The organism is Azotobacter chroococcum, from assembly GCF_004339665.1.
GTDB classification, from domain to species: domain Bacteria; phylum Pseudomonadota; class Gammaproteobacteria; order Pseudomonadales; family Pseudomonadaceae; genus Azotobacter; species Azotobacter chroococcum.
In genome coordinates this window covers 1-12,176 of the sequence record NZ_SMMU01000017.1, presented here as the reverse complement: position 1 = coordinate 12,176, position 12,176 = coordinate 1, and the positions used below count along the sequence as shown (strand labels likewise).

9 protein-coding genes, 1 other RNA gene and 1 pseudogene are annotated in these 12,176 nt (G+C 67.4%); 5 read left to right on the top strand and 6 right to left on the bottom strand.

The genetic code is table 11. The annotated features are described in order from the left end of the window. Nucleotides 1-191: 191 nt before the first annotated feature. Together ssrA and EV691_RS14520 are read left to right on the top strand one after the other, a co-directional pair. Nucleotides 192-570: a transfer-messenger RNA gene (ssrA, locus tag EV691_RS14525) on the top strand. 344 nt (nt 571-914) lie between these two features. Further along, complete coding sequence (locus EV691_RS14520; RefSeq protein WP_131297624.1) at nt 915-1,604, top strand: pirin family protein; 690 nt, start codon at nt 915-917, stop codon at nt 1,602-1,604. A 13-nt stretch (nt 1,605-1,617) separates the two neighbouring features. Here EV691_RS14520 and EV691_RS14515 read toward each other — a convergent pair whose 3' ends face one another. The 6 genes from EV691_RS14515 to cpdA all read right to left on the bottom strand — a co-directional run bounded on the left by EV691_RS14515 (nt 1,618) and on the right by cpdA (nt 9,392). Beyond that, the gene (locus EV691_RS14515; protein WP_131297625.1) at nt 1,618-2,337 is read right to left on the bottom strand and encodes a PqiC family protein; all 720 of its coding nucleotides are present in this window, start codon (nt 2,335-2,337) and stop codon (nt 1,618-1,620) included. 284 nt (nt 2,338-2,621) lie between these two features. Continuing rightward, nucleotides 2,622-4,880 (bottom strand): DNA topoisomerase IV subunit A, encoded by a 2,259-nt coding sequence (gene parC, locus EV691_RS14510; protein ID WP_131297626.1) that lies wholly within the window; start codon nt 4,878-4,880, stop codon nt 2,622-2,624. A gap of 77 nt (nt 4,881-4,957) precedes the next feature. Further along, nucleotides 4,958-5,944: an esterase-like activity of phytase family protein gene (locus EV691_RS14505; protein WP_131297627.1), complete on the bottom strand. Its 987-nt coding sequence runs from the start codon at nt 5,942-5,944 to the stop codon at nt 4,958-4,960. Next, entirely contained in the window at nt 5,944-7,836 is a 1,893-nt protein-coding gene (gene parE / locus EV691_RS14500) for a DNA topoisomerase IV subunit B (protein ID WP_131297628.1), read from the bottom strand. The genes EV691_RS14505 and parE overlap by 1 nt, the downstream gene beginning before the upstream one ends. A 12-nt stretch (nt 7,837-7,848) precedes the next feature. Then, nucleotides 7,849-8,466 carry a YqiA/YcfP family alpha/beta fold hydrolase gene (locus EV691_RS14495; protein WP_131297629.1) on the bottom strand — a complete coding sequence of 206 codons (618 nt, stop codon included), beginning with the start codon at nt 8,464-8,466 and terminating at the stop codon, nt 7,849-7,851. A gap of 110 nt (nt 8,467-8,576) precedes the next feature. Continuing rightward, nucleotides 8,577-9,392, bottom strand: a complete 816-nt coding sequence (gene cpdA, locus EV691_RS14490) for a 3',5'-cyclic-AMP phosphodiesterase (RefSeq protein ID WP_131297630.1) — start codon at nt 9,390-9,392, stop codon at nt 8,577-8,579. 371 nt (nt 9,393-9,763) lie between these two features. Here cpdA and EV691_RS14485 point away from each other — a divergent pair, with 371 nt between their 5' ends. The 3 genes and pseudogenes from EV691_RS14485 to EV691_RS14470 form a co-directional block, all read left to right on the top strand. Then, the gene (locus EV691_RS14485) at nt 9,764-10,135 is read left to right on the top strand and encodes a BON domain-containing protein (RefSeq protein WP_131297631.1); all 372 of its coding nucleotides are present in this window, start codon (nt 9,764-9,766) and stop codon (nt 10,133-10,135) included. A 491-nt stretch (nt 10,136-10,626) separates the two neighbouring features. Continuing rightward, nucleotides 10,627-11,982: a chromate efflux transporter gene (gene chrA / locus EV691_RS14475; RefSeq protein ID WP_131297633.1), complete on the top strand. Its 1,356-nt coding sequence runs from the start codon at nt 10,627-10,629 to the stop codon at nt 11,980-11,982. Nucleotides 11,983-12,074: 92 nt separating this feature from the next. After that, nucleotides 12,075-12,176, top strand: a pseudogene (locus EV691_RS14470) (IS1595 family transposase); the annotation flags it as partial.

Here is a 12,176-nt window from a genome sequence, read left to right as displayed (position 1 = left end):
TGCGCACTGAACGAATGCACGCCAGATCCACCGGCGCAAGGGGTATCGCATTGCCCGAGGCATAGAAAAGTCCCGTTACCCAGCGACGTCAAAAAAGGCATCATATAGCAGCCCGCTGGCGAATTTCGCCAGCCTCGGCAGTCGACGTGCCGAGCTATTTGCCGTAAACTTGACTTGACACTTAAGGTTTTGGGGCCGATTAGGATTCGACGCCGGTAACGAAACTTGAGGGGCATGCCGAGTTGGTAACAGAACTCGTAAATCCACTGTTGCAAACCTATAGTTGCCAACGATGACAACTTCGAAGGGTACGCGCTAGCCGCCTAACCTTCATCTGGTCGCTTCGGCGCCAGCGATCATCAGGGGATGCCTGTAAACCCGAAGTGATCGTCAGATAGAACAGGATCGCCGCCAAGTTCGCTGTAGACGTAACGGCTAAAACCCATACAGCTCGCTCCAAGCACCCTGCCACTCGGGCGGCGCGGAGTTAACTCAGTAGAACTGGCTAAGCATGTAGAACCGATAGCAGAGAGCTGGCGGACGGGGGTTCAAATCCCCCCGGCTCCACCAAATGAACGTTTCGACATGTTCCCACATGATCCGAAACACCCCTGAAAAGCCCGCCCCGTGCGGGCTTTCTTGTTTCCGACTGTCTCCCTTGTCGCTGCCTATCCTTCCCCGCCGTGTATCCCCGCAGGAGCAAATACCAGTGCCACGGGTTCACGGCCCTCGGACCGGCGCAAGGCACTTGAGGGCGGCCAGCCCCGTCGAGCAATAACGAACGGCTCCCGGTCGCCCCCTCCAAAGCATCCATAATTTCGATAAATTCCTTTCGAAAACCGCGTTTTTCTTCCAGTCCGGTGAAGACTAGCCTTGCTGACAGCAATGCCCCTGCAACCTCCCGGAGAAACCCGATGATCACCCTGCGCCCGGCCGCCGAACGCGGCCATGCCAGCCTGGACTGGCTGGACAGCCGCCACAGTTTTTCCTTCGCCGACTACTACGACCCGCGCCACATGGGTGTCTCGCGGCTGCGGGTGATCAATGACGATCGCATCGCGCCGCGGAGCGGCTTCGACGCCCATCCGCACCGCGACATGGAGATCATCACCTATGTGCTGAAGGGAACCGTCGAGCACAAGGACAGCATGGGCAACAACAGTCAGCTGAAGGCCGGAGAAGTCCAGGTGATGACCGCCGGCAGCGGCATCGTGCACAGCGAGTACAACCCTTCGGCCAGCGAGCCGCTGCACCTCCTGCAGATCTGGATCCAGCCGCAGCAGAGTCACGTGCCGCCACGCTATGCCCAGAAGGACTTCTCCGCCGTGCAGGGAGTCGGCCTGCTGGTTTCGCCGGACGGTCGCGAGGGATCGCTGCCGATCCACCAGGATGCCTGCCTGTACCTGGCCCGCCTGGAAGAACACCAACAGGTCAGCCAGCCGACTCGCGCCGAGCGCACCTACTACCTGCACGTCGCCAGCGGCAGCCTGGAAGTCAACGGCGTGCCCCTCAAGGCCGGCGACGGCGCCACCCTGAGCGGCGAGCAGGGGATCGCGCTGGAGGCCGGCGACAGAGCCGAGGCGCTGCTGTTCGACCTGCCCTGAGCTGCCAGCCCGCTCAGAAGCGGAACACCTCGACGTCCCGGGTCGGGCTGGCGATGGGGATATCCGGCGCTTGCGGCGGTTTTTTCTCCACCTTGGGCGCTGCCGCCCGCGCACTCTTGCGTGGCTCCGGCGCCGGAGCCGATGCCTGCTGCTTGGCCAGCGGCTGGATCGCCGCCGCCAGCTGTTCGGCCAGGCGTTGCAGCACCACGCTCTGCGCCCGCACCTGATCGGCACTGGAGTTCTGATGCGGCTCCTCCAGACGGATCAGGCGACTCTCTCTGAGGCGTCCCTGGCGATCCAGTAGACGCCATTGAGCCTCCAGCACGGCGGGCTGCTTCGGTCCCGAATCCAGGCGGGTGATGTTCAGCTGGACCTGCACGTCCGGCTTGAAGCCGGGCGCGCCCGGCTCGGGCACCAGGCGGTGGCTGTCCAGACGCCAGGCGAGCTGGCGCAGCAGCAGTTGGTCGATATCGGCCTTCAGGTCACCGGCCCAGCGGGCATCGCGGGCCGTGCTCAGGCTGCCATCCTCGTGACGCTGTACCAGGACGGCATCCTTTTGCAGATAGTCGGCCAGGGTCACCGGGCCGAGCAGCACGGCCATGCCGTTGCGTTCGGGAGTCGCGGGGTCGCCACCGTCCAGCCGATAAAGGGTGGTCGTCGGGCGAAAGGAACAGGCGCCCAGCAACGACAGGGCAGCCAGCAGGACCAGCAAACGAAAGCGCGGGAATCTCATCGATGTTCACCCAGTAGGCTGCCGGCAGGCAGCCATAGTCCATCTTCAAAAACCACGGCCCGGCGCGCTGCACTGGCAGGGCACGCCGGGTGATTCAAACGGCCATGCCCGGGGTGGGCAGGATCCATCCACCGGGGCAGCTGCAAGGCCCCGAGCCAAGGCCGGCTTGGATATGGCCAATCCGTCAATCCCTTGCAGGCCGGCCAGTGTGATCGTCTTGGAAGCCGCGGACAGCTAATTGCAGGTAGTTGCGCCCTCCGACGCGCTCGCGCGACATTCTGCCATCAGGCCGGCTCCTCGACCAAGAGTGCATCCACCCGTTGAAAACCGCGCGGCAACTTATTGCCGCGCCGGCCGCGCTCGCCCTGGTAATACTCCAGATCGCCCGGCTTCAGCGACAGGGTGCGCTTGCCGGCCTGCAGCACCAGGGTCGCCCGGGCGGAGAGCACGACGAAGTCGCCGAGGTACTCCTCGCGGCTGGCGACCCGCTCGCCGGGGATGGCGATGAGCTTGTTGCCCTTGCCCTTGGCCAGCTGCGGCAGCTCGGCCACCCGGAACAGCAGCAGGCGCCCTTCCGTGGTCACCGCCGCCAGCCAGTCGTTCTGCGGATCGCCCAACGGGCGCGGCGCCATGACCCGGGCACCGGCCGGCAGGCTCAGCAGCGCCTTGCCGGCCTTGTTCTTCGCCTGCAGGTCCTCGCCCTTGACCACGAAGCCATAGCCGGCATCGGAGGCTATGACATAGAGCGCCTCGTCCTCCGGCAGCAGCACACAGTCGAAGCTCGCCCCCGGCGGCGGCGCCAGGCGCCCGGTCAGGGGCTCGCCCTGGCCGCGCGCCGAGGGCAGCGAATGGGCCGCCAGGGAATAGCTGCGCCCGCTGGAGTCGATGAACACGGCGTATTGATTGGAGCGCCCCTGAGCCGCCGCCTTGAAATTGTCACCGGATTTGTAGGAGAGCGCCGCCGGGTCGATGTCGTGGCCCTTGGCGCAGCGCACCCAGCCCTTCTCGGAGAGCACCACGGTCACCGGCTCGGTGGGCAGCAGCTCGGTTTCCGACAACGCCCGGGCCTCGGCGCGCTCGACGATCGGCGAGCGGCGCGCGTCGCCGTAGGTCTCGGCGTCCGCCAGGAGCTCCTTGCGCACCAGCTTCTTCAACCTGGCCTCGCTACCGAGCAGGGCCAGCAGCTTGTCGCGCTCCCTGGCCAGCTCGTCCTGTTCGCCGCGGATCTTCATCTCCTCGAGCCGCGCCAGCTGGCGCAGACGGGTGTCGAGGATGTAGTCGGCCTGCACCTCGGTCAGCCCGAAGCGCGCCATCAGCACCGGCCTGGGCTGGTCTTCGGTGCGGATGATATGGATCACCTCATCGAGGTTGAGGAAGGCGATCAGCAAACCTTCCAACAAGTGCAGACGACGCTCCACCTTGTCCAGGCGGAACTGCAGGCGGCGGCGCACCGTCTGCACGCGAAACGCCAGCCACTCGGTGAGCAGCGTGCGCAGGTCCTTCACCTGCGGCTTGCCGTCCAGGCCGATGATGTTGAGGTTGACCCGGTAGCTGGACTCCAGGTCGGTGGTGGCGAACAGATGCTGCATCAGCCCCTCCACGTCGACCCGGTTGGAGCGCGGGATGATCACGATGCGGCAGGGGTTCTCGTGGTCCGACTCGTCGCGCAGGTCGGCGACCATCGGCAGCTTCTTGGCCTGCATCTGTGCGGCGATCTGCTCCAGCACCTTGGCCCCGGAAACCTGGTGCGGCAGCGCGGTGATCACCACGTCGCCGTCCTCGACCCGGTACAGCGCGCGCATGCGCACCGAGCCGCGGCCGGTCTCGTAGGTCTTCAGCAGCTCGGCGCGCGGGGTGACGATCTCCGCCTCGGTGGGAAAGTCTGGCCCCGGAATGTGCTCGCAGAGCTGCGCCACCGTCGCTTGCGGCTCGTCCAGCAGGCGCACGCAGGCGCTCGCCACCTCGCGCAGGTTGTGCGGCGGCACGTCGGTGGCCATGCCCACGGCGATGCCGGTGGTGCCGTTGAGCAGCAGGTTGGGCAGCCGCGCCGGCAGCACCGCCGGCTCGTCCAGGGTACCGTCGAAGTTCGGCACCCAGTCGGCGGTGCCCTGCCCCAGCTCGGCGAGCAGCACTTCCGAATAGCGCGACAGGCGCGCCTCGGTGTAGCGCATGGCGGCGAACGACTTGGGATCGTCCGGCGCGCCCCAGTTGCCCTGGCCATCCACCAGGGTGTAGCGGTAGGAAAACGGCTGGGCCATCAGCACCATGGCCTCGTAGCAGGCCGAGTCGCCGTGGGGGTGGAACTTGCCGAGCACGTCGCCGACGGTGCGCGCCGACTTCTTGTGCTTGGCGTCGGCATCCAGGCCCAGTTCGCTCATCGCGTAGACGATGCGCCGCTGCACGGGCTTGAGGCCGTCGCCGATGTGCGGCAGGGCGCGGTCCATGATCACGTACATGGAATAGTTGAGATAGGCCTGCTCGGTGAATTCCGCGAGGGAGCGGCGCTCCACGCCTTCCAGGCCGGGATCGAAGGATTCGTTCATGGGTCAGTCCCAGGGTTGCGGCGCGGCGGCAGGCAGCCGGCGCCGGAAGAAGTTGAATGCGGTGTCGTGACCAGGGTTCAAGGCGCGCCGTTCCAGCCTTCGGCCGGCGCGGCGAAATGCCAGAGCATCGGCCGGGTTTCGCCGTCGCCGCGGGGCAGCGTGCCGTTGTCGGTGCCGATCCAGGCGCCCTCGGCGTCGATCCACAGCGCCTCGGCGCTGCCCCAGGGCTGCGCGTAGCGGCGGGCGTCGGCGAGCAGCGCGTCGGCGAACGACCAGCAGCGCTCGACCTCGCCGGTGCTCGGGCTGTGCCGGCAGATCTGGTGCGCCAGGCGCTCCAGGCTGAACAGCTTGTCGCCGTGGAAGGCCAGGTCGGCGAAGCTCTTCGCCCAGCTACGCGAGCTCTCCAGCTGGGCCGGCGGCAGCGCCGGGCCGTCCTCGCTGCGCAGCACGCAGCTGCCGCTGCACTGCCAGACGCTCTGGACGCGGTGCACCACCAGCAGCCCGCGGCGTTCCCGCTCGGCGGCCAGCCACAGGCGCTCGCCAGCCGGATCGACGGCGATGCCCTCGAACATGGCGTTGAATTTCAGCAGCATGCCGCTGGCCCGCGCCTGGCGCAGCAGCGCCGGCGGCAGCGCCAGCCACTGCGGCTGACCGATCTCCGGCAGCTGCAGCACCGCGGCATGCGCCTCGCTGACCAGATAGCGGTTGCCCCGGGCGTCGCAGCTCAGCCCCTCAAGATCCATCTCGCCGCCGCGCAGCGTGCCCATCAGCTTGGTCCGCGCCCGCAGCCCCCAGGGCAGTCCGCTGCCGGGCAGCGGCGGCACGACGAAGGTCTGCGCCTCGGCCTGCCAGGCCGTCTCGCCGGGCTGCAGGCGGTAGAGGCGATCGTCGTCGCGGTCGGAAACCGCCCACAGCGCATCGCCGCAGCGCGCCAGCCCGGAGAAGTTGCCGCTCGGCATGCCGTCGAGCGGGTGCTCGCCGAGCAGGCGCAGTGGCTCCACCGGCAGCGCTGCGTGCAGCGCGGGGCTGAGCAGCAGGCCCAGGCCCGCCAGCCAGCGGCGCATCAGACCAGCACCTCGGCCAGGTTGCCCTTGGTTTCCAGCCAGGCCTTGCGGTCGCCGGCGCGCTTCTTGGCCAGCAGCATGTCCATGACCTCGCGGGTGGCGTCGAAGTCGTCGAGGGTCAGCTGGACCAGGCGGCGGGTGTTGGGGTCCATGGTGGTCTCGCGCAGCTGCAGCGGGTTCATCTCGCCGAGGCCCTTGAAGCGGGTGACCTGCGGCTTGCCGCGCTTCTTCTCGGCGGCCAGGCGCTCGAGGATGCCGTCGCGCTCGGCCTCGTCGAGGGCGTAGTGGACTTCCTTGCCGAGGTCGATGCGGTACAGCGGCGGCATGGCGACGTGCACGTGGCCGGCCTCCACCAGCGGGCGGAAGTGGCGGACGAACAATGCGCACAGCAGGGTGGCGATGTGCAGGCCGTCGGAGTCGGCGTCGGCGAGGATGCAGACCTTGCCGTAGCGCAGCTGCGAGAGATCCGCCGAGCCCGGGTCGATGCCGATGGCCACGGCGATGTCGTGCACCTCCTGGCTGGCCAGCACCTCGCCGCCGTCCACCTCCCAAGTGTTGAGGATCTTGCCGCGCAGCGGCATGATCGCCTGGAATTCCTTGTCGCGCGCCTGCTTGGCGCTGCCGCCGGCGGAATCGCCCTCGACCAGGAACAGCTCGGCGCGCAGCGGATCCTGGCCGGCGCAGTCGGCCAGCTTGCCGGGCAGCGCCGGGCCCTGGGTGATCTTCTTGCGCTCGACCTTCTTGCCCGCCTTGAGGCGGCGCCCGGCGTTGCCGATGGCCTGCTCGGCCAGTTGCAGGCCCAGCTCGGGGTGCTCGTTGAGCCACAGGCTGAAGGCATCCTTGACCACCCCGGAGACGAAGGCCGCCGCCTCGCGCGAGGACAGGCGCTCCTTGGTCTGCCCGGAGAACTGCGGCTCGGCGAGCTTCATCGAGAGGACGAAGGCGATGCGCTCCCAGACATCCTCCGGCGCCAGCTTGACGCCGCGCGGCAAGAGACTCCTGAACTCGCAGAACTCGCGCATGGCGTCCAGCAGGCCCTGACGCAAGCCGTTGACGTGGGTGCCGCCCTGGGCGGTGGGGATCAGGTTGACGTAGCTCTCCTGCACGCTCTCGCCGCCCTCGGGCAGCCACAGCAGCGCCCAGTCCACCGCCTCGCGGCTGGCGGCGAAGCTGCCGGTGAAGGGCTCCTCGGGCAGGCGGGCGAACCCGTCGACGGCATCCGCCAGGTAGGAGCGCAGGCCGTCCTCGTAGTGCCACTCGACCTTCTCGCCGGCGGTCCTGTCCTCGAAGCTCACCAAAAGGCCCGGGCAGAGCACCGCCTTGGCCTTGAGCACGTGCTTCAGGCGGCTGACGGAGAACTTCGGCGAATCGAAGTACTGGGCGTCCGGCCAGAAGTGCACGCTGGTGCCGGTGTTGCGCCTGCCCACGCTGCCGACGATCTCCAGCTCGCTGGCCTTGAAGCCGTCGGCGAAGGCCATGCGGTACTCGTTGCCATCGCGCTTGACGCGCACCTCGACGCAGGTCGACAGCGCGTTGACCACCGAGATGCCGACGCCGTGCAGGCCGCCGGAGAACTGGTAGTTCTTGTTGGAGAACTTGCCGCCGGCGTGCAGCTTGGTGAGGATCAGCTCGACCCCCGGCACGCCCTCCTCCGGATGGATGTCCACCGGCATGCCGCGGCCGTCGTCGATCACCTCCAGCGAATTGTCCTCGTGGAGGATCACCTGCACGGATTTCGCGTGGCCGGCCAGGGCCTCGTCGACGCTGTTGTCGATCACTTCCTGGGCCAGGTGGTTGGGACGCGTGGTGTCGGTATACATGCCCGGGCGCTTGCGCACCGGGTCGAGTCCGGAAAGGACCTCGATGGCGTCCGCGTTGTAGGTCTGAGCCATGGTTGCCTTAGTTCAGAGTTCGGAAAAATCGAAATCGCGCCACAGCTCGGCATCGAAGCCGGCAAAGGCGAACAGTTCCGGCAGGCGCCCGGCAAAGCCTTGGAAGGCATGGTCGCCGCCCGTCTCGACGTCGGGCGCGCAGTGCCGGTAATAGGTTGCCGCATCCCGCCAGTCGAGCGTCTCGTCGCCGGTCTGCAGCCATACCCGGTAGCGCGCCGGGTCCTGCGGCGGCGGCACTTCCAGCGCGGCGAGGACCGCCAGATGGTCGGCGGTCAGCTCCCAGGTCTCGCCGCTGTAATGGTTGAGCTGCGGCCCCAGACGGCCGTTGAACAGCCGGTGCGGGCGCACCGCGGGATTGATCAGCACGGCCGGCAGACCATGCCGCTCGGCCAGATGGGTCGCATAGTAGCCGCCGAGGGAGCTGCCGACCAGCATGGGCCGGCCCAGCTCGGCGAGCGCCGTCTCGAGCTGGGCGATCGCCTGGCACGGATGGTGATGCAGATCGGGCACCCGCAGGCGCGCGCCCAGGCCAAGGGCCTGCATGGCGCGGATCAGCTGCTGCGCCTTGAGGGAGGCGGACGAGCTGTTGAAGCCGTGGATATAGAGGATGGACGGCGCGGCGCTGGGCATGAATCTCGGGCGACAGTGACGGAAGAAGGAAGGCTACAAGCCGCGCGCGCCAGTCTCAAGTCGGCCAGCGCATTTGCTGCCGTGCGGCGAACCGCAACGCCCCGCCGGACTCAGTAGCCGCCCTTGCCGTAGTCGATCTGGAAGCGGTAGTCGGTCAGGCGCGACACGCCGGTTTCCAGGCGGCCGTCGGCCTGCAGGCGCAGCCAGCGGTAGCCGGGCGCCTGGTCGCTGACCGAAAAGTCCTCGCTGCCGGGCGTGAACTGCACGCAGGTCGAAGGCGAAGCTAGCAGGCGCACGCCGCGGCGCATCCGATCGAACTCCTGGTGCACGTGCCCCCAGAGCAGCGCGCGCACCTGCGGGAAACGGTCGAGCACGGCGAACAGCGCCTCGGCGTTGCGCAAGCCGATCGATTCCATCCAGTGGCAGCCGATCGATACCGGGTGGTGATGCAGACAGATCAGATGATGGCGCTCGGGCGCCTCCGCGAGGGCCCGCTCGAGCAGGGCCAGCTCGCTCGGCTCGAGAAAGCCGGGCACCGCATTGGGAAGGGCCGAGTCGAGCAGCACGATACGCCAGTTGCCCAGGTCGACGACCGGCTGGCGGCAGTCGCTGCCGGCACTGGCCCGGCTCAGCGCCTCGCGCGTGTCGTGGTTGCCGGGAGTCCAGCGCAGCGGTGCGGCGATCGGCGCGCAGAGCTGGCGGAAGCGCGCATAGGACTCGTCCGAGCCGTCCTGCGAGACGTCACCGCTGGCCACCAGCAGATCGATCCGCGGCTGCTCGCGACGCACCAGCTCGATCACCCGCTGCAGGCTGTCCTCGGTCTGCATGCCGAGCAGCCGCGCCTGCGTGTCGGCGAACAGGTGACTGTCGGTCAGCTGCACCAGCAACAGGGAGGAATCGGCAACGGAAGGGGATGGGCTCGGCAAGACCTTCTCCTGAAACGGAAGCAGGTCAATTATCGGCGCAGAAAACCGGCCTGATAAGCCCGTACATCGGGCATGGTTCACAGAATGTCCGCGCCAGATGCCCGGCTGTGAAACGCATCATTGTTGCCCGGCCGGATTGCAGGCAGATGTCACGGGAGGCCGGTATCCCGACGCACATCACACATTCCCGAACGGAGCAAGCAGGGCATTTTTTCCCGACTCCCGCGCCAGGCAAATCCCTTGCAACAGCGCCACAAAGAGGAACGCCGCACTCTCCCCTCCCGCTGTTGCATAGAACTTACCCTGTCCCGGGGAAGTCCATGGTTATGTTGACACGCTGTAATTCCCCAAGAAGAACAGGAGCGAACACCATGAAAAAGCATCCCTGGACTTATATCGCCATTACCGCCACGGCCGCTCTCGGCCTGACGATGGCCGGTGGCGTTGCGGCCGATGATGGCCGGCAGAGTCAGGCCCAACCCATGCTTCTCGCTGGCAGCGAAACAATGGAAAAGGCCGGAGATGCGGTTTCCGATACCTGGATCACCAGCAAGGTGAAGTCCACCTTCCTGGCCGACAGCGACCTCGATGGCATGGACATCAAGGTGGAAACCACCCAGGGTGTGGTGTCACTGTCCGGCACGGTCAGCTCCGAGGCCGAGAAGGAGCTGGCCATCCAGAAGACCAGGAGCATCAAGGGCGTGAAAGACGTTTCCGCCGATGCCCTGATGGTGGCCGATTAACGCGCCGAAAACCTGCGGACAGGGCTGGCGTGCTCCGCCACGCCGGCTCTTCGGCGCCCTCCTTCCCGACCGGATCATGCACCGCAGACCGGGCACGATCCCAAGATCCTTGCGCCACGCTTCAGAGCCAACCTTTCAAGGTCTTGCACTTGCCCATTGGCGAACAGGCCAAGGGAGCGAACTCATTCGCGATGTTTCTGCTGTTGCCGCCAATCGCAGCCAGCTCTGCTCCGCAGTCCTGCTGCAAGCAGCCGCGCGCAGCTGATCCGCATCGGCGAGCTGCTGGTGAACAAGCGCCACACGCCGCCGGCGAGCGGCCGGCGGGTCGCCCCCTCGATCTGACCGACTCCCAGCCGGGCGGCGGTCAGACGCACGCAATCAGCGCAGGCTATGATGCGCCACGCGACGCCTGTTCAGCCGTCGCCGGAAACCTGTGACTCGGCCCCGGCGGCGGTCCTCCGAGCGCAAACACCCCGGCAAAGAGCATCCCGATGTCCGAAACGCACCCGCACCAGCCCCACCCGGACCATGCGTCCGCCAGCCTGCGCCAGGCCCTGTTGTTCTGGCTCAAGCTCGGCTTCATCAGCTTCGGCGGCCCGGCCGGACAGATCTCGATCCTCCATCAGGAACTGGTCGAGCGGCGCCGCTGGATCTCCGAGCGCCGTTTCCTGCATGCCCTGAACTTCTGCATGCTGCTGCCCGGCCCCGAGGCCCAGCAGCTCGCCACCTACCTCGGCTGGCTGCTGCACGGCACCCGCGGCGGGGTGATCGCCGGGGTGCTGTTCGTGCTGCCCTCGCTGTTCATCCTGATCGCCCTGTCCTGGGTCTACCTCGCCTTCGGCGACGTGCCGCTGGTCGCCGGGCTGTTCTACGGGATCAAGCCGGCGGTGACCGCCATCGTCGTCCACGCCGCCCACCGCATCGGCTCGCGCACCCTGCGCAACGCCTGGCTGTGGGCGATCGCCGCAGCCGCCTTCGTGGCGATCTTCGCCCTCCAGGTGCCCTTCCCGCTGATCGTGCTCGGTGCGGCGCTGCTCGGCTACCTCGGCGGGCGCCTGGCGCCGGAGCGCTTCGGCGGCGCCGGCGGCCCTGCGGCGGCGAAGCCGGGCTTCGGCCCGGCGCTGATCGACGACCACACCCCGCCGCCCGCCCATGCGCGCTTCAGCCGTGCGCGACTGGCGCGGCTGCTGCTGGTCGGCGCCCTGCTCTGGCTGCTGCCGATGGGCCTTCTGACCGCGCTGTTCGGCTGGCAGGGCACCCTGACGCAGATGGGCTGGTTCTTCACCAAGGCCGCGCTGCTCACCTTCGGCGGCGCCTACGCGGTGCTGCCCTACGTCTTCCAGGGCGCGGTCGGCCACTACGGCTGGCTGACTCCGACGCAGATGATCGACGGCCTGGCCCTCGGCGAAACCACGCCGGGGCCGCTGATCATGGTGGTGGCCTTCGTCGGCTTCGTCGGCGGCTACGTCCAGCAACTGTTCGGCGCCGAGCAGGCGTTCCTCGCCGGCGCGCTGGCCGCCTGCCTGGTCACCTGGTTCACCTTCCTGCCGTCGTTCCTCTTCGTCCTCGCCGGCGGCCCGCTGGTGGAATCCACCCACGGCGAGCTGAAGTTCACCGCCCCGCTGACCGGCATCACCGCCGCGGTGGTGGGGGTGATCCTCAACCTGGCACTGTTCTTCGGCTACCACGTGCTCTGGCCCGAAGGCTTCGCCGGCCGCCTCGACTGGCCCTCGGCGCTGATCGCCCTGGCCGCCGCCATCGCGCTGTTCCGCTTCAGGCGCGGGGTGATCGAAGTGCTGGCGGGCTGTGCGCTGGCGGGATTGCTGGTGCATCTGGGGCTGCGCTGAGAGGCGAAGAGCCTTTGTGAAAGGCTATGTCTGAGTTAGCTGTTGCAGCAAGCTAAGCTGATCATGACGTTTCCGCATGCGGGAGGTGGATCATGAAAACGAGTCAGTTCACGCGATGGATCGCTCAGCTCTCCAGCCTCAGCCCAGAACAGCGTGAGCAGCTGAAGGCATGCCTGTCGGCACCAGGCAGCCTT

Coding starts and splice junctions, on each gene's coding strand:
- EV691_RS14520 (WP_131297624.1), top strand. CDS start 915: ATGATCACCCTGCGCCCGGCCGCCGAACGCGGCCATGCCAGCCTGGAC.
- EV691_RS14515 (WP_131297625.1), bottom strand. CDS start 2,337: ATGAGATTCCCGCGCTTTCGTTTGCTGGTCCTGCTGGCTGCCCTGTCG.
- parC (WP_131297626.1), bottom strand. CDS start 4,880: ATGAACGAATCCTTCGATCCCGGCCTGGAAGGCGTGGAGCGCCGCTCC.
- EV691_RS14505 (WP_131297627.1), bottom strand. CDS start 5,944: ATGCGCCGCTGGCTGGCGGGCCTGGGCCTGCTGCTCAGCCCCGCGCTG.
- parE (WP_131297628.1), bottom strand. CDS start 7,836: ATGGCTCAGACCTACAACGCGGACGCCATCGAGGTCCTTTCCGGACTC.
- EV691_RS14495 (WP_131297629.1), bottom strand. CDS start 8,466: ATGCCCAGCGCCGCGCCGTCCATCCTCTATATCCACGGCTTCAACAGC.
- EV691_RS14485 (WP_131297631.1), top strand. CDS start 9,764: ATGAAAAAGCATCCCTGGACTTATATCGCCATTACCGCCACGGCCGCT.
- chrA (WP_131297633.1), top strand. CDS start 10,627: ATGTCCGAAACGCACCCGCACCAGCCCCACCCGGACCATGCGTCCGCC.